Here is a 16,519-nt window from a genome sequence, read left to right on the forward strand (position 1 = left end):
AACCTCCGCCCAATAAAAAACCGCGCCGTTTCTGGCGCGGTTTTTTATTGTCTACGACCGGTTTCAGCCGTGGCGATAGCGATTGATGGTCTCCCGCGTCTGCAGCGCGACATTGCGCGCCGCCGCCGCAAAATCCTTCTCGCGGCTGGCGTAGAGGATGGCGCGCGACGAGTTGATCATCATGCCGGTGCCGTCCGCGGTGCGCCCCGCCTTGACCGTGGCCTCGATGTCGCCACCCTGGGCGCCGATGCCCGGGATCAGCAGCGGCATGTCGCCGACGATCTGGCGCACCCGCGCGATCTCGTTGGGAAAGGTTGCGCCGACCACCAGGCCCATCTGGCCGGTGGTGTTCCAGCGCTCGCGCGCGGCCTCGGCCACCAGCTGGTACAGCGGCTTGCCGTCAACCTGCAGGAACTGCACGTCCGAGCCGCCCGGGTTGGAGGTGCGGCACAACACGATCACGCCGCGGTCCGGATAGGCCAGGTACGGCTGCATCGAATCGAAGCCCATGTACGGGCTGACCGTGACCGCGTCGGCATGGTAGCGCTCGAAGGCCTCCAGCGCGTAGTGCTCGGCGGTCGAGCCGATGTCGCCGCGCTTGGCGTCCAGGATCACCGGGATACCGGGGTGGGCATCGTGGATATAGTGGATCAGCTGCTCGAGCTGGTCTTCGGCGCGCTGCGAGTGGAAGTACGCAATCTGCGGCTTGAAGGCGCAGACCAGGTCGGCGGTGGCGTCAACGATCTCGCGGCAGAACGAAAAGATGGCGCCGCCCGCCCCGGTCAGGGACAGCGGCAGCTTCTGCGGGTCAGGATCGAGCCCGACGCACAGGAGGGAATCGTTGCGCTGCCAGGCGGCAGCAAGCTGCTCGGTGAAAGTCATGGGTACTCGGAATATCCTGGTGGCGCCGGCGCCCCATTGGCCCGGCCGGCGCGGTTGGCCACAGCGGCGTGAAAACCTTTCATCCCTGCAGCATATGTCGCTTCCGGCAATTTTACCCGCTACGTGCTATGGTTTTGCGCTTCCTCTCAAAACAAAGCGCGGCATGACGCACAGCCGCGTCCCGTCATGTCTCTCGATCGCCGCGGTATCTTCCTGCTTGTCGTGCTCACGCTTGCCTGGGGCATCAACTGGCCCATCATGAAGGTAGGCGTAGCGCACTTTCCGGCACTGGGCTTCCGCCTGCTGTGCATGGCGGGCGGGCTGGTGGCGCTGGGGCTGGCGTTGCGGCTGCGCGGCGATTCCCTGGCCCTGCCGCGGCGCGAATGGGGCACGGTGGTCCGCCTGGCCATTCCCAACATGGTGGTCTGGCACCTGTTTGCGATCTGCGCGGTCAAGATGCTGTCCTCGGGCCGGGCCGCCATCCTGGGCTACACCATGCCGATCTGGGCAGTGGTCTGGGGCCTGGTGTTCTTCCGCGAGCGCATCGGCGCCTGGGCCTGGCTGGGCATCGGCTGCGCGCTGGCCGGCACGGTGCTGCTGCTTTCCGGCGAGCTCGCCGCGCTGACCGGCAGCCCGGCCGGCACGCTGCTGATGCTGCTGGCCGCGGCCGGCTGGGGCTTCGGCACCCAATTGATAAAACGCACCCCGACCGACGTGCCCATCGGCGCCATGACGTTCTGGATGCTGGCCGTGACCCTGCCCTTCCTGGCGGTCGGCTCGCTGCTGCTGGAAGACGGCTGGCGCATGCCCACCGCCGTCGAATGGGGCGCCATCGCCTACAACGCGGTGGTGGTCTTCGCCTTCTGCCACCTGGTCTGGTTCGGGCTGGCGCGCAGCCTGCCGCCGGTGGTGTCGAGCCTGTCGATCATGTTCATTCCGGTGGTCGGCGTGTTCTCGGGCATGTGGATGCTGGGCGAGCAGCCGCACTGGCAGGACTACGCCGCGATCGTGCTGATGTTCCTGGCGCTGTCCTCGGTGATGCTGGCGCCGCTGCTTTGGCGCCGGTTGCAGGGCGCGCCGGGCTGATCGCCGGGTGGGCGCGCCGCCGGTCGTGAGCGGGCAACAGCGGGCCGCGTGCGCGGAGATTTCACTTAACAAGCCACCCTACGTTGGGCTACACTCGCGGCCATCACAATCCCGGAGAAATTACGTGGGCAGTAGCATCGGGTGTTCGAGTTGCCGCAGCAGCGCTGCGACCTCTGCGAATGCCATGTCACTGCGGGCTGCGTAACGACGACCCGCCCGGAGCACCCGGCTCCGCGCCTCGTCGGCCTCGCCCGCAGCAGAACACTGCGGGCGAGTGTCTTTCCGTGCCACCGGCGGCGCCATCCATGCGCGCCGCATCGCGTGCGGATCTTCCCTCTCCCGGCTAGCCAGCCAACCCAGGCAAACGCCATCGCCTTGTACCGCCGTGCCGAACGGCAGCCGCGGTACAGCGCGATCACGCTTGCCCGTGGCCCGGCCCTGGCAGGGCGCCTTCCGGCGTCTCGCCAGGCCATGCAGGGCATGACGGACTACCTGGGAATGCGGCGAGCCGCCTGCGCTTGTCTTCGCGCTTGTCTTTGTTTTTCGTCGCAATCAGCAATAAGGAATCCCGGGGATGATCAACCTGTTCGTCCTGCAGAAAGGCCGGCTTGCCCAGGAGCAGGTCGACGAGCGCAATGAGCTGCTGCAGCACAAGCCGATCTGGATCGATGTCGTCAATCCCGACGACGAGGAACTGAACTGGATCAAGGAAGCCTATGGCGTCGCCCTTCCCGAACTGGAAGACCTGGGCGACCTGGAAGCGTCCGCGCGATATTTCGAGGGCGAGGACGAGAATATCCATATCCGCACCGACTTCCTGCTGGACGAGGAAGAGGCCTTGTCGCGCAACGTGCGCGTGGCTTTCGTGCTGACGCGCGACGTGCTGTTCTCCATCCACGACGAAGACCTGCCGGTGTTCCGGCTGGTGCGGCTGCGCGCACGCATGCGCCCGGGCTCGGTGCGCAATGCCAAGGACGTGCTGATGGACCTGTACGCGACCGACGCCGAGTATTCCGCCGACTCGATCGAGGAAATCTACGAGCGGCTCGAAGAAGCGAGCCGCCGCGTGCTGGCCGAGAACGTGACCGATGCCGCCGCGGCCGACGTGCTGGAAACCATCGCCCGCGAGGAAGACTTGAACGGGCGCATCCGCCGCAACGTGATGGACACGCGCCGTGCGGTGTCCTTCCTGATGCGCAGCCAGCTGCTGTCGGCCGAGCAGCAGGACGAGGCCCGCCAGATCCTGCGCGACATCGACTCGATCGAGAACCACACCGCGTTCCTGTTCGACAAGATCAACTTCCTGATGGACGCGACCGTCGGTTTCATCAACATCAACCAGAACAAGATCATCAAACTGTTCTCGGTGGTGTCGGTGGCGCTGATGCCGCCCACGCTGATCGCCAGCATCTACGGCATGAACTTCAAGTTCATGCCGGAGCTGGACTGGGGCGCGGGCTATCCGTGGGCGATTGCGCTGATGGCGGTGTCGGCGGCGATTCCGCTGGTGTATTTCCGCAGGAAGGGGTGGCTGAGCTGAGGCGCTGAATCTGCCGCTGCCTTGCTCCCCTCTCCCACAAGTGGGAGAGGGGAGCAAGCCCTCAGTCGGGCAGCGTGGCTGCCCCCATCCGCCGCGCGATGATCCCCGCCTTGGCGCGGAAATTCACGCGCACGTTGGCGCAGTATTCCTTCTTGTCGAAGCACTTGGGCGCCGGCAGCGCCGCGGCCAGGCGCGCGGACTGGCCCACGCTGAGCTTGTCGGCGCTGGTGCGGAAGTAGTGCTGCGCCGCGGCCTGCGCGCCGAACACGCCCTCGCCCCACTCCACCGAATTCAGGTAGATCTCGTAGATGCGCTGCTTGTCCAGCCAGAACTCGAGCATCCACGTGATGGCCAGCTCCTGGCCCTTGCGCAGGTAGTGCTGCTCGGACGACAGGAACAGGTTCTTGGCCAGCTGCTGCGTGATGGTGGAACCGCCGCGCACGATGCGCCCGCGCTTCTTGTTGCGCTCCCAGGCATCGAGCATGGCATCCAGCTCATAGCCCGGATGGTTGACGAAGTCGGCGTCCTCGCTGGCGATCACCGCGCGCTTGAGGTTGCGCGAGATGCGGTCGTACGGCACCCATTGCCGGTCGATGCCGCAGTTCCAGACGTTGATGCCGCACAGGCGCCAGCGCTCGGCGCGCATGAACGTGGTCGTCGTAGGATTTATGTATTGCCAGCTTGCGATCTGCATGAAGAAGTACAGCTGCATCGCCACCACGCCCGCCGCCACGCAGCCCAGCAGGTAGCCGAGCCAGCGGACCGGGTTGAACACCGTGCGTGCGGGGGCTACGCCGCGGCTGGCGCTGGCTGCGCGGTTGCGGTTGGCCACGGCTGGCGGCGCCCCGGTCAGCCCTTGCGTTCGGCCTGCAGCGCGGCGCGCAGCTCGGCCAGCACAGGGGCGGTGCGGGGGCGCACGCCGCGCCAGATGTAGAACGCTTCAGCCGCCTGTTCGACCAGCATGCCCAGGCCGTCGCTGGTGCGCGCGCCACAGCGCGCGGCGAACTGCAGGAACACCGTGGGCTCGGCGCCGTACATCATGTCGTAGGCCAGCACGCCTTCGCCCAGCAGGAACTCGGGTACCGGCGGCACTTCGCCATGCAGGCTGCTGGACGACGCGTTGATGACCACGTCGACGGCTTCGTCCTCGGACAGCCCGTCGAGCGCATCGAGCCCGCCGCCCCACAGCTCCACGCCGTACTGGTCGGCGGCTTCGACAAACTCTTCCAGCATGTCGCTCGCGCGCGACGCGGTGCGGTTGGCCACCACGATGCGCGACGGCCGGCATTCGATCAGCGGCAGCATCGCGCCCATGGCGGCGCCGCCGGCGCCCAGCAGCAGCACGCGCTTGCCTTCGATCAGCGTGTCGAGGTTGTCCTGGATATCGCGCACCAGGCCGATGCCGTCGGTGTTGTCGCCGTGGATCAGGCCCTCTTCGATCCACAGCGTGTTGACCGCGCCGGCGGCCTCGGCGCGCTCGGTCAGGCGGTCGGCCAGGTCATAGGCCTCCAGCTTGAACGGCACCGTCACGTTGCAGCCGTAGCCGCCCTCGGCAAAGAACTGGCGCACGGCATCGGCAAACCCGTCCAGCGGCGCCTCCAGGCGGTCGTACTGCACGGCTTCGCCGGTCTGGCGCGCAAAGGCGGCGTGGATCGCCGGCGAACGGCTGTGCGCAACCGGGTTGCCGATCACCACATAGCGGTCGGAAGTGGCTTGGGAAGAATCAGTGGATGTCATCAGCGTGCCTGCAAGCGGGTTTCCAGCCCGCTGCGCGAAAACTTGAAAGTGGAAATGACTTCGAGGATGTCCTGGCGCGACGCCATCTCGGCGGTAAAGGGGCCGAACGGCGCGGCCGCGCGCACGATCGCCACGGCCTGGCGGTCCAGCGCGGGATCGCCCGAGCTCTTGACCACGTCGATGGCATCGACGTTGTAGCCGTCGCGGTTGTAGCCGAGCTTGCCGAGCCGGTTGACGTTGATCACCAGGATCAGCTGGCCGTACAGCGGCTTGCCGTTGCGTTGCGGGAAGTCAGTGGTGCCGCGCGCCTCGATCTTGTGGCGCAGGCGGTCGTAGTACTGCGCGTAGTCGACCGCCTGGGCACTGGTGGCGGTCAGCTGGAAGCGCTTGGGTCGCTTGGCATAGTGGTCCAGGTTGCGGCCGATCTCGGCCTCCAGCCTGGCCATCTCGTCGGTCGAGGTGCGCTCGTCCTGGCCGCGCTGCGGGGTGTCCTGGCGCTTCTCGCCGGGCTTGAGCGGCTGGTTGCGCACCGACGGCGCGGCCTCGCGCGACTGGGTCAGCAGGCGTTGCTGCTCCTGTTCCAGCTGCTCGACGCGGCGCTGCACCTGGCGCACCAGGTCGCCTTCCTGCGTCTGGGTCTGCGCGGGCAGCGGCGTGGTGGCGCGCTGCAGGTCATGGTCGCCGCCGCCGTCCAGGTTGGCTTGCGCCAGCGCGGTCGGGTTGCGCGGCTTCTGCGCCGACTTGGCATTGACCAGCACCACGTCCAGCGCGGCATCGCTGCGCTTGATCTCGAACACCTCGGGCGCGGCCACCCGCACCATCAGCAGCAGCACGTGCACGGCCACGGAAATGGCCAGCGCCTTGGCCAGCGTACTGCTGTTGTGCCACCTGGCATGCCACCAGTGGCGGGGAGCGGCGAGTGTGGCGTTCACGATGGATGGAGGGTGGCTGAAGGGTGGGCGGCGGCCCGAACCGGTCCGGGCCGGCGGCCTGGCAAGACCGGGGCCGCGGACCCCGGATCAGACAGGCATTGTAAGTGAGCGCCGCCGATTTCCGAAGGCTTCAGCCGACCGCCGGGGTGCCGGTGTCGCGCTCGCCCGACGCCGCGCCGGCATCGTCGTCGCCCGCTTCGGCCGGGGCTTCGTCCGAGACCCCGGCGGCCTGCTCGGCCGCTTCCTCGGCGGCCGCGTCGGCAGCGGCTTCGGCGGACAGCTCCGCGGCTTCCTCGTCGCTTTCCAGCTCTTCCTCGGGCACTTCGCCTTCACCGGCGAAGATCTCCAGCACCCGGCACGACACTTCCAGCGTGATCTCGTCGGTCTCGCCGATCTCCAGCAGCACCTGCGTGCCGCGCTGCGCCTGCACCAGTTCGGGCACGCGCGTGACCAGCGGGATCTCGGTAAAGCGCACCGCGCCTTCCTTGAGCACCGAGGCCACCATGCGCTCGCGCTTTTCCTGCTTGAGCCAGCGCAGGCACCAGTAGCGCTCCATGGTCGACTGGTGGTCGGCGTAGGCGGCGTAAGTGCCTTCGAAGTCCGCCACCGCGGCCAGCAGGTCGGCGTCCTTGGGCTTGAACGGCGCCACCAGCTTGGCGGTCACGCCGTGCTGGGCCACCGCCAGGATCTGCCACTGGTTGACCAGGTCGACATAGCGGCGCAGCGGCGAGGTGCTCCAAGCGTACTGCGCCACGCCCAGGCCCTCGTGCGGTGCCGGGTAGGTCTGCATGCGGGTGCGGTGCATGCCCCACGCCTTCTGCGTGCGGTAGATGCCCGGCACGCCGTTGTCGGCCAGCAGCTTGCCCCAGGTGCTGTTGGCCAGGATCATCAGCTCGGCAACGATCTTGTCCAGCGGCGAGCCGCGCTTGCGCTGTTCGATGCGCACGCGCTGGCTGCCGTCGGCCTGGTCGTCCAGGTAGAAATTGAAGTCGGCGCGGTTGTGGGTCTCGGGGCGCAGGCCGCTGGCCAGGCGCGCCTTCTGGCGCTCGTCGTACAGGTAGCCGGCAAAGTGCCACAGCTGCGTCAGCGCGTCGCGGAACGGGTAGTCGCCGGTGCCCGCGGCAAGCGCAGCCTCGGTGATGACATCGTCGAGCAGGTTGTGGCGCAGGTTGGCGGCGATCGGCACCATCTCGGCGCGGGTCTCGCTGCCGGTGATCAGCCACACGGTCGGGTCCACCGTCACATACAGCGACAGCGCCGGGCACGTGCGCCCTTCCTGCAGCGTGTAGCGCTCCACCACGGCGTCGGGCAGCATGGTGATCTTGTCGCCCGGGAAATAGACCGTGGACAGCCGCTGGCGCGCGACCGCATCGAGCGGTTCGCTGCGGCGGATGCCCAGCGCGGGCGCGGCGATATGGATGCCGATGCGCAGCTTGCCGTCGGGCAGCCTGGTCACGGACAGCGCATCGTCGATCTCGGTGGTGGTGACGTCGTCGATCGAGAATGCCTCCACGTCGGCCACCGGCAGGTCGGCGGGCGGCTCGGGCACGTCGGTTTCCGGAAAGCCCGTGCCCTTGGGGAAGCACTCGGCCAGGAACTTGGCCTCATGCAGCGCGCGCGCACTGGCGACGCCGCCGGCGGCCACCATCAGCCGCATCGGGGTCATGCCCAGCGCGGTGCAGGCGGCGTCCATGGCCTTGTATTCCAGGCTGTTCTTGTCCGGCTTGAACAGCAGCTGCAGCACCTTGTTGCGGAAGGTCTCAGGCAGCGTCAGCGCCTTGAGCTGCTCTTCGTACTCGGCCTGCACCAGCGCCTGCTGGCGCTTGCGCTCGAGCGCGGCCAGCGCCGCCTTGAGCTGGTCTTCGGGCGCGCGCTGGTAGCGGCCGCGCCCCTTGCGGCGGAAGTACACCGGGTTGCCGTGCAGCGCCATCGCCAGCGCCGCCTGCTGCACCGGGCCGGGCTCGGCGCCGTAGTACTCGGCGGCCAGCTCGGTGAAGCCGAATTCAGCCTCGGGCGCGCATTCCCACAGGAAGTCCAGGTCGATCTCGGCCATCATGTCGCCGGTCTGGCGCACCAGCTCGATTGCCGACGGCTGCGCGAACTGCAGCAGCACGTCGCGCGACTTGACCTTGGTACGCTTGCCGGCTGGCAGCTCCACCTGGTAAGCCTCGCCCTGCTGGTTCAGCACGGTGCCGGCGCGGATTTCGCCGCCTTCTTCGAACAGCAACTGCATCGATCGGTACTTTCAGAAATGCGCGGAACCGCGTCTGGCCGCCAAGAGGCAGCGCCGGGGCGGGTCCTGTGGGAGAAATGGTGCAACCGGGCGCAAATGCGTGCGAACGGAAGCGAGTGCGGCGCGCGGCGTGCAAATCGCTGGCCGCGGGCCACGCCGTATCGATACGGCCTGAGACGTGGAATGATACCGCACCCCGCTCCGGCGCCTGCGGGGGCCGGCGCCCCGGCGGGGTGCGTGCACCCACGCAGTTCAGAGCGACATGCCGCCGCTGGCCTCGATCGCCACGCCGTTGACGTAGCTGGCGTCGTCGCTGGCCAGGAAGGCGTAGATGCTGGCGATCTCGGCCGGCTCGGCCAGGCGGCGCAGCCAGCACGACGATTTCATGCCGTCCAGCACCTTTTCCGGCACGGTCTGCAGGATCTCGGTATTGACGAAGCCCGGGCACACCGCGTTCACGCGCACGCCCTTGGGGCCCAGCTCGCGCGCCCAGGTCTTGGTAAAGCCGATCACGCCGAACTTGCTGGCGGCGTAGTTGGTCTGGCCGAAGTTGCCGTACAGGCCGACCACGCTGGAAGCGTTCAGGATCACGCCCTTGCCCTGCTCGCTCATCAGGCCGGCCACGGCCTGCGCGCAGTTGAACACGCCCTTCAGGTTGACGTCGATGACGGCATCGAACTGGGCCTCGGTCATCTTGCCCAGGCGTGCATCCTTGGTGATGCCGGCGTTATTGACGAGGATGTCGACGCGTTCGTGCGCGGCCAGCACGGCGGCCACCATGGCATCGACTTCGTCGCGCCGGGTCACGTCGACGCGGTAGGCCGACACGGTGGCGCCGGTGGCGGCCAGCTTGTCGGCGGCCTCGCGCACGCGCGCTTCCTGCACGTCGCACAGGACGACAATGGCGCCGTCGGCGGCAAAGCGCTGCGCGGTGGCAAACCCGATGCCGGCGGCGGCACCGGTGATGATGGCAACCCGACCCTGCAGTTTCATCTCGTGGTCTCTTTCTTGGTTTCGGTAGTGTGTGTAGAGGGGCTTCGGTCTGTAGTCCGCAAATACCTGGGATGCGGAATCGCCTCGGTCCCCGGGGATGGCCGCGACAGCAGGTCCGGCAGGAACACTTCTGTCACGAGCATGACGCCGTCGCCGCGCCGGAACACCGAGCGCCGCGCCGGCAGCATGGGCAGTGGCGCCATGGCCGGCAGCACACGCTGCAAGGCCTGGCGCAGCGGATGGTGCGGCAGCAGCCGCGCAAACTGGAACGGCTCGCGCGCCACCGCCGGGTCGACAAACAGCCGGCCGCCCAGCGGGCGCTCGCCCAGCCCGCGCAGGAACGGCCAGTCGCGGCGCGCATGGCGCTGGCGCACCACAGTATGGGCAAATATGGCGGGAATATCGTCGCAGATCAGCAGCACCTCGCGCGTCAGCGCGGGGGTGCGGTCGTGCTGGCCCAGCACCTGCCATTCATCGGCGAGCGGGCGCTGCGGGCGCTGCAGCAGGCGCGCCACGCGAAAGCGCTCCGATGCTGCCACCAGGCGCGCGGTCAGCGAGCCGTCGTCACCGGTCACCCAGCGCCGCAGGTTGGGCGTGATGGCTGCATCAAAGGCCAGGTGCGGGCTCCAGCTGCAGCGGCGCGCGGACTGCGCGCTCATGCCGGGCCTGTGCCCGCCGGCACCTTGCCGCCGGGGCCATAGCCGCAGAAGGCGAGCACATCGTCGACGTAGTCGGCAAATTCGCTGATGCCGTGGTCGCTGCCCTCGATCACGCGGATGTTTGCGCCCGGGCAGGCCGCGACCATCTCACGGTAGTCCAGCACTTCGTCCCCGGTGGCGGCGAGCAGGTAATAGCGTCCGGGATCGGTAATGGTGTCCACGCGCAGGTCCAGCAATTCCTGCAGATGGCGGCGCTCGACCGTGACCGAGCCGCCGCCGTGCCACAGCGGCTGCTCGCCCAGGTACGCTTCCAGGTCGGTCCAGGGATGGATGGCCGGATTGAGCAGCACGGTCCTGCAGCCATGGCGCTCGCCCAGCCAGCGGGCATAGAAGCCACCCAGCGACGAGCCGACGATGGCGATCTCCTGGTCGCCGCCGGCCTGCGCGGCGCGGATCGCAGCCTGCGCCTGGGCAATGGCCATTTCGGGCGAGACATTGAGCGTGGGGCAGGCGTAGTAGCGGCCCACGCCCCACTCGCGCATGCGCTCCTGCACCAGCCGGGCCTTGAACGACTGGGGCGAGGAGCGGAATCCGTGCAGGTACAGCAGCATGGTGGTCCTTCCCGCCGGTCAGCTTGCGGCGCCCTGGCCCAGGGCGTCCAGCAGCTTCTGGTGCACGCCGCCGAAGCCGCCGTTGCTCATCACCAGCACGTGGTCGCCCGGCTGCGCCGCGGCACGCACGGCCTGCACCAGCGTGCCCAGGTCCTGGAAGGCGGCGGCCTTGTCGCCCAGCGGCGCCAGCGATCCGGCCAGGTCCCAGCCCAGCGCGTCCTTGCCGGCCGGGGCGCCGTAGCCGAACACCAGGTCGGCCTGCTCCAGGCTGGCCGGCAGTTGCGCCTTCATCACGCCCAGCTTCATGGTGTTGGAGCGCGGCTCCAGCACCGCCAGGATGCGGGCATCGCCGACGCGGCGGCGCAGCCCGTCCAGCGTGGTCTGGATCGCGGTCGGATGGTGGGCGAAATCGTCATAGACGGTCACGCCGCCCGCCACGCCGCGCACTTCCATGCGGCGCTTGACGTTGGCAAAGCGGGACAGCGATTCGATCGCCTGCGCGGCCGGCACGCCCACATGGCGCGCGGCGGCGATCGCGGCCAGCGCATTCATGCGGTTGTGGGTGCCCTGCAGGTCCCACACCACGGTGCCCTGAACGGCGTCGCCAAACCAGACGTCGAAAGCATCCTTGCCGGGCGCCGCAGTGGCGGCGGCATCGCTCTCGCGCCAGTCGCCCACGCCAAACTGCTCGACTTCGCTCCAGCAGCCGCGCTCCAGCACGCGTGCCAGGCTTTCCTCCACGCCGTTGACGACGATCCGGCCCTGGCCGGGCACGGTGCGCACCAGGTGGTGGAGCTGGGTCTCGATCGCCGCCAGATCCGGGAAGATGTCGGCGTGATCGTATTCCAGGTTGTTCAGGATCGCGGTGCGCGGGCGGTAGTGGACAAACTTGCTGCGCTTGTCGAAGAAGGCGGTGTCGTACTCGTCGGCCTCGATCACGAAAAAGTCCGATTCGGTCACGCGCGCCGAGATGCCGAAGTTCTGCGGCACCCCGCCCACCAGGAAGCCGGGGTTGTAGCCGGCATCCTCCAGGATCCAGGCCAGCATCGACGTGGTGGTGGTCTTGCCATGCGTGCCGGCCACCGCCAGCACCCACTTGCGCGCCAGCACGTGCTCGCCCAGCCATTGCGGACCCGACACATAGGGCAGGTTGCGGTCGAGGATGGCCTCCATCAGCGGATTGCCGCGCGAGACCACGTTGCCGATCACGAACAGGTCCGGCTCCAGCGACAGTTGCGCGGGGTCGAAGCCTTCGATCAGCTCGATCCCCTGGGCCTCGAGCTGGGTGCTCATCGGCGGGTAGACATTGGCATCGCAGCCGGTGACGCGGTGGCCGGCCTCTTTGGCCAGCACCGCCAGGCCGCCCATGAAGGTGCCGCAGATGCCAAGGATATGAATATGCATGGGTTCCCGGAAAGACTTGAAGCCCGCAGGCGTGGGGATTCGGCACCCGGCGTGGCGCGGCGGCACGGCGGCTGTTTCAGGCCGTGTCTTGCGGTGCGGTGGCCGGGCAGGAAGCCTCCGATTGTACCCGAGCGCCCGCGGCCTTCGCTGCACTGCGGCAGCGCGCGCACCGGTTGCGCGGGAGCGTCCGGTATCATGGGGCATGACCCGACGCACCACCCCCGACCCCACCCGCCTGCGCGAGGAAATCGCCCAGGCTGCCGCCCGGATGATCGCCGAGGACGGTGCCGACTACGCCACCGCCAAGCGCAAGGCCACCCGCCAGGTGCTGGGCGAGCAGCGCGTGCCCGGCGAATGGCTGCCCGACAACGAACAGGTCGAAGCCGAAGTGCGCGCCTACCAGGCGCTGTTCCACGCCGACAGCCAGCCCCGCGTGCTGGCACTGCTGCGCCGGCTGGCGGTGCTGGCCATGGAAGACCTGGCGCCGTTCCGGCCTTACCTGGTCGGCGCCGTGCTCAACGGCACCGCCACCGAGCACTCCGATATCTATCTGCAGTGCTTCTGCGACAGCGCCAAGGACGCGGCACTGTACCTGATCAACGCCGGCGTGGACTTCGAGACCAGCGAGAGCCGGCATTTCGGCGGCCGCGGCGAGGTCGAGACCCTCAGCTTCCTGTGGAAGGGCCAGTGGCCCGACCGCCGCGAGGCGCGGCTCCTCGCCGGCGAGGTGCGCGCGGAACTGGGTGCCCCAGTCGGCATTCATATTGCACTGTATGATGCCGTCGACGAACGCGGCGCCGTGCGTGCCGACGCCTCGGGGCGCCCGGCCCGCGCCGACCTGCAGGCGGTACGGGCGCTGGTGGACGCGCCCGGCGATGCCGACCCGGCCTGACGGCCCGCCCCACTTCACTGGTCCAAGCCATCCCATGACTGAAACCGTTTCCTCGCCCGCCCGCCGCTCCCGCCTCTGGCTGTGGATCGCCGTGGCCGTGGTTGCCTGCGCCGCTGGCGCACTGGCCGGCCATTTCGTGTTCTCGCCCAAGCCCGCCAGCGACCAGGCGGTGGAAACCTTCTTCCAGACACGCCTGCCCGACGCCGCCGGCGCCGACCTGGACCTGGGCAAGCTGCGCGGCAAGACCGTGGTGATCAACTTCTGGGCGCCCTGGTGCGGGCCGTGTGTCGAGGAAATGCCGGAGCTGACCGCGCTGCATGAGGAATACAAGGACCGCCAGGTGGAGTTTGTCGGCATCGGCATCGATTCAGCCGCCAATATCCAGCAGTTCACCACCAAGGTCCCGGTGGCCTACCCGCTCGCCGTGGCCGGTTTTGCCGGCACCGAGCTGTCGCGCAACTTCGGCAACAGCGCCGGCGGCCTGCCCTACACGGTGGTGATCAACCCGGACGGATCGGTCAAGTACCGCAAGATGGGACGGGTGACGGCCGAGGAACTGCGGGCCGTGCTGCCACGAGCCTGAGCTATTCTTCCGCCAAATTCGCTGAATTTCGTTTTTCTTCAGCGATTTGTTTCGCCGGGGCGCCAAAACTGCCGGAAAGTGCTTAAAGGGCCGCCAAAGCGCCGCGCAAGGTCGCCAAGCCTTGTATCGCGCGCTAGACAAATCCCTCTAAGCTACGGTAATCTCCGCGCAATTTCGTTGATCTGGTCGAGCCGCCGTGACTGCAACCCGCTCTATCCGTCGCTCAGCCCGCTACCGCAAGGTGCTGGTCCTGCATGGGCCGAACCTGAACCTGCTGGGCACGCGCGAGCCGGAAACCTACGGGCACACGACGCTTGCCGACATCGACGCGGCCCTGGCCGAACGCGCGGCAAAAGCCGGCGTTTCGCTGGATACGTTCCAGTCCAACCATGAGGGGGCACTGGTCGACCGCATCCACGCCGCACGCGCGGAAGGGGTCGAGTTCATCATCATCAACCCGGCTGCCTACACGCATACCAGCGTGGCACTGCGCGATGCCCTGGCCGGCGTGGCGATCCCGTTCGTCGAGGTGCACCTGTCCAACGTGCACCGGCGCGAAAGCTTTCGCCACCACTCCTATTTCTCCGACGTGGCGGTCGGAGTGATCTGCGGGCTTGGCTGGCAGGGTTACCTGCTGGCGCTGGACTATGTGCTGGGCCAGGAGCAGCCGCCACCCGAGAGTTCGGGGAGCTGAACTCCCAAGATTTTTTCAACAACCTGCGCGCGCCGCCCGGCGGCCTGCGCCCGTTGGCGTGCCTCGGCACGGCGGGCGCGGATTTCCGGTGGCCGGCAACACGATTCTTCCGCCGCGGCCCGTCCCGGGCAGCGCGGCCGGATAACCCGATTCAGGAGGATAAAAAGATGGACCTGCGCAAGCTGAAGACGCTTATCGACCTGGTGGCCGAATCCGGCATCTCCGAGCTGGAAGTCACCGAAGGCGACGGCAAGGTACGCATCGTCAAGCAACCGCCGCAAATCGTCGCCGCGCCGATGGCCATGCCGCAGATGCAGGCGCTGCCGCCCGCCGCGGCCGCCGCACCGGCCGCCGGTGCCGTGGCTCCGGCTGCAGAGCCCGCCGCCGCCCAGCTGCCCGCCGGCCACGTGGTGACCTCGCCGATGGTGGGCACGTTCTACCGCGCGCCGTCGCCGGGTGCCGCGCCGTTCGTCAACGTCGGCGACTCGGTCAAGGAAGGCCAGACCGTCTGCATCATCGAAGCCATGAAGCTGCTCAACGAAATCGAGTGCGACAAGGCCGGCGTCATCAAGGAAATCCTGGTCGAGAACGGCCAGGCCGTCGAATACGGCCAGCCGCTGTTCGTGATCGGCTGATCCTGACCGGCATGCCACGCCGCACGCTGCCACCGGCCACGCAAGTGGCCCCCGCAGCAGCGCCCGCGCGGCATGCCATGGCGTTGTTTGGCGCCAGGGACGTTGTGGGCTTCGCGGCCCGTTCCGTGCAGTTCCATGCAGTTCCGCGCAGTATGGCGGCCGCGGCGGCGACAGCCCCCGGGCCGCGCGCCCGGCGTGCCATTGCGGCGCGCAGCGGGACCGCTACTGTTCTCGCAGAGAGAGACCATGTTTGAAAAAATTCTGATCGCGAACCGCGGCGAAATCGCTCTTCGCATCCAGCGCGCCTGCCGCGAACTGGGCATCAAGACGGTCGTGGTGTACTCCGAGGCTGACAAAGAGGCCAAGTATGTACGCCTGGCAGACGAAGCCGTCTGCATCGGCCCGGCCCCGTCGCCGCTGTCGTACCTGAACATGCCGGCCATCATCTCGGCCGCCGAAGTGACCGACGCGCAGGCCATCCACCCCGGCTACGGCTTCCTGTCCGAGAACGCCGATTTTGCCGAGCGCGTGGAGAAATCCGGCTTTGTCTTTATCGGCCCGACCGCCGACAGCATCCGCCTGATGGGCGACAAGGTGTCGGCCAAGCAAGCCATGATCAAGGCCGGCGTGCCGTGCGTGCCCGGCTCGGACGGCGCCCTGCCCGACGACCCCAAGGAAATCCTGGCCACCGCGCGCCGCGTGGGCTACCCGGTGATCATCAAGGCCGCCGGCGGCGGCGGTGGCCGCGGCATGCGCGTGGTGCACACGGAAGCCGCGCTGATCAACGCCGTCAACATGACGCGTGAAGAAGCCGGCCGCGCCTTCGGCAATCCCGAGGTCTACATGGAGAAGTTCCTTGAGAACCCGCGCCATGTGGAAATCCAGATCCTCGCCGACCAGCACCGCCAGGCGATCTGGCTGGGCGAGCGCGACTGCTCGATGCAGCGCCGCCACCAGAAGGTGATCGAGGAAGCTCCCGCACCGCACATTCCGCGCCGCCTGATCGAGCGCATCGGCGACCGCTGCGCCGAGGCCTGCAAGAAGATGGGCTACCGCGGCGCCGGCACGTTCGAGTTCCTGTACGAGAACAACGAGTTCTACTTCATCGAGATGAACACGCGCGTGCAGGTCGAGCACCCGGTCACCGAGATGATCACCGGCATCGACATCGTCCAGGAGCAGATCCGCATCGCCTTCGGCGAGAAGCTGCGCTTGCGCCAGAAGGACGTGCAGTTCCGTGGCCACGCGATCGAATGCCGCGTGAACGCCGAGGATCCGTTCAAGTTCACGCCGTCGCCGGGCCGCATCACCGCCTGGCACATGCCCGGCGGCCCGGGTGTGCGGGTCGACTCGCACGCGTATGATGGTTACTTCGTCCCGCCCAACTACGATTCGATGATCGGCAAGATCATCACTTACGGCGCCACGCGCGAGCAGGCCATTGCCCGCATGCGCATCGCGCTGTCGGAAATGGTGGTGGACGGGATCCAGACCAACGTGCCGCTGCACCGCGAGCTGATGATGGACGCCAACTTCGTTGAAGGCGGCACCAGCATCCACTATCTCGAGCATCGCCTGGCGGAGCGCGCGAAGGCCTGACGCAACGCAACGTTATCCGCAATACACAAGCAGCAAGCA

Annotated in this window: 16 protein-coding genes; 7 read left to right on the top strand and 9 right to left on the bottom strand. The window is 67.8% G+C overall.

From position 1 onward, the window contains the following. Nucleotides 1-63: 63 nt before the first annotated feature. A complete protein-coding gene (gene pyrF, locus AC3WRR_RS22810) occupies nt 64-882 on the bottom strand; it encodes an orotidine-5'-phosphate decarboxylase (RefSeq protein WP_010813198.1) in 819 nt (272 codons plus the stop codon). 186 nt (nt 883-1,068) lie between these two features. On the opposite strand from pyrF, the gene AC3WRR_RS22815 reads away from it, so the two are divergent. Together AC3WRR_RS22815 and corA are read left to right on the top strand one after the other, a co-directional pair. Beyond that, a complete protein-coding gene (locus tag AC3WRR_RS22815; protein WP_011616020.1) occupies nt 1,069-1,968 on the top strand; it encodes a DMT family transporter in 900 nt (299 codons plus the stop codon). Nucleotides 1,969-2,542: 574 nt separating this feature from the next. Next, on the top strand, nt 2,543-3,508 hold the full coding sequence (corA, locus tag AC3WRR_RS22820; RefSeq protein WP_010813196.1) for a magnesium/cobalt transporter CorA: 966 nt from the start codon (nt 2,543-2,545) through the stop codon (nt 3,506-3,508). Between the two features lie 61 nt (nt 3,509-3,569). On the opposite strand, the gene mtgA is transcribed toward corA, so the two are convergent. From mtgA to mpl, 8 genes are all read right to left on the bottom strand, one after another. After that, complete coding sequence (gene mtgA, locus AC3WRR_RS22825) at nt 3,570-4,283, bottom strand: monofunctional biosynthetic peptidoglycan transglycosylase (RefSeq protein ID WP_037023622.1); 714 nt, start codon at nt 4,281-4,283, stop codon at nt 3,570-3,572. 74 nt (nt 4,284-4,357) lie between these two features. Then, complete coding sequence (gene aroE / locus AC3WRR_RS22830; RefSeq protein ID WP_010813194.1) at nt 4,358-5,245, bottom strand: shikimate dehydrogenase; 888 nt, start codon at nt 5,243-5,245, stop codon at nt 4,358-4,360. Further along, nucleotides 5,245-6,177, bottom strand: a complete 933-nt coding sequence (locus tag AC3WRR_RS22835) for an energy transducer TonB family protein (RefSeq protein WP_010813193.1) — start codon at nt 6,175-6,177, stop codon at nt 5,245-5,247. Before AC3WRR_RS22835 ends, aroE begins: the two co-directional genes overlap by 1 nt. 130 nt (nt 6,178-6,307) lie before the next feature. Then, nucleotides 6,308-8,410, bottom strand: coding sequence for a ribonuclease catalytic domain-containing protein (locus AC3WRR_RS22840; RefSeq protein ID WP_010813192.1), 2,103 nt, complete (start codon nt 8,408-8,410; stop codon nt 6,308-6,310). A gap of 252 nt (nt 8,411-8,662) precedes the next feature. Further along, entirely contained in the window at nt 8,663-9,403 is a 741-nt protein-coding gene (gene fabG / locus AC3WRR_RS22845; RefSeq protein ID WP_010813191.1) for a 3-oxoacyl-ACP reductase FabG, read from the bottom strand. Further along, on the bottom strand, nt 9,400-10,062 hold the full coding sequence (locus AC3WRR_RS22850) for a chorismate--pyruvate lyase family protein (RefSeq protein WP_010813190.1): 663 nt from the start codon (nt 10,060-10,062) through the stop codon (nt 9,400-9,402). Before AC3WRR_RS22850 ends, fabG begins: the two co-directional genes overlap by 4 nt. Continuing rightward, nucleotides 10,059-10,673 carry a YqiA/YcfP family alpha/beta fold hydrolase gene (locus tag AC3WRR_RS22855; RefSeq protein WP_011616022.1) on the bottom strand — a complete coding sequence of 205 codons (615 nt, stop codon included), beginning with the start codon at nt 10,671-10,673 and terminating at the stop codon, nt 10,059-10,061. Before AC3WRR_RS22855 ends, AC3WRR_RS22850 begins: the two co-directional genes overlap by 4 nt. Nucleotides 10,674-10,691: 18 nt before the next feature. Next, on the bottom strand, nt 10,692-12,077 hold the full coding sequence (mpl, locus tag AC3WRR_RS22860; protein ID WP_492298208.1) for a UDP-N-acetylmuramate:L-alanyl-gamma-D-glutamyl-meso-diaminopimelate ligase: 1,386 nt from the start codon (nt 12,075-12,077) through the stop codon (nt 10,692-10,694). 202 nt (nt 12,078-12,279) lie between these two features. Here mpl and AC3WRR_RS22865 point away from each other — a divergent pair, with 202 nt between their 5' ends. The 5 genes from AC3WRR_RS22865 to accC all read left to right on the top strand — a co-directional run bounded on the left by AC3WRR_RS22865 (nt 12,280) and on the right by accC (nt 16,480). Continuing rightward, the gene (locus tag AC3WRR_RS22865; protein ID WP_011616023.1) at nt 12,280-12,969 is read left to right on the top strand and encodes a hypothetical protein; all 690 of its coding nucleotides are present in this window, start codon (nt 12,280-12,282) and stop codon (nt 12,967-12,969) included. 34 nt (nt 12,970-13,003) lie between these two features. After that, nucleotides 13,004-13,552: a TlpA family protein disulfide reductase gene (locus AC3WRR_RS22870; protein WP_010813186.1), complete on the top strand. Its 549-nt coding sequence runs from the start codon at nt 13,004-13,006 to the stop codon at nt 13,550-13,552. A 196-nt stretch (nt 13,553-13,748) separates the two neighbouring features. Next, nucleotides 13,749-14,246 (top strand): type II 3-dehydroquinate dehydratase, encoded by a 498-nt coding sequence (aroQ, locus tag AC3WRR_RS22875; RefSeq protein ID WP_011616025.1) that lies wholly within the window; start codon nt 13,749-13,751, stop codon nt 14,244-14,246. A 167-nt stretch (nt 14,247-14,413) separates the two neighbouring features. After that, the gene (accB, locus tag AC3WRR_RS22880) at nt 14,414-14,881 is read left to right on the top strand and encodes an acetyl-CoA carboxylase biotin carboxyl carrier protein (RefSeq protein WP_010813184.1); all 468 of its coding nucleotides are present in this window, start codon (nt 14,414-14,416) and stop codon (nt 14,879-14,881) included. Between the two features lie 246 nt (nt 14,882-15,127). Beyond that, nucleotides 15,128-16,480, top strand: a complete 1,353-nt coding sequence (gene accC / locus AC3WRR_RS22885; protein WP_010813183.1) for an acetyl-CoA carboxylase biotin carboxylase subunit — start codon at nt 15,128-15,130, stop codon at nt 16,478-16,480. The last annotated feature ends 39 nt before the right edge of the window (nt 16,481-16,519 follow it).

The organism is Cupriavidus sp. FW305-3-2-15-C-LB2, from assembly GCF_058787575.1.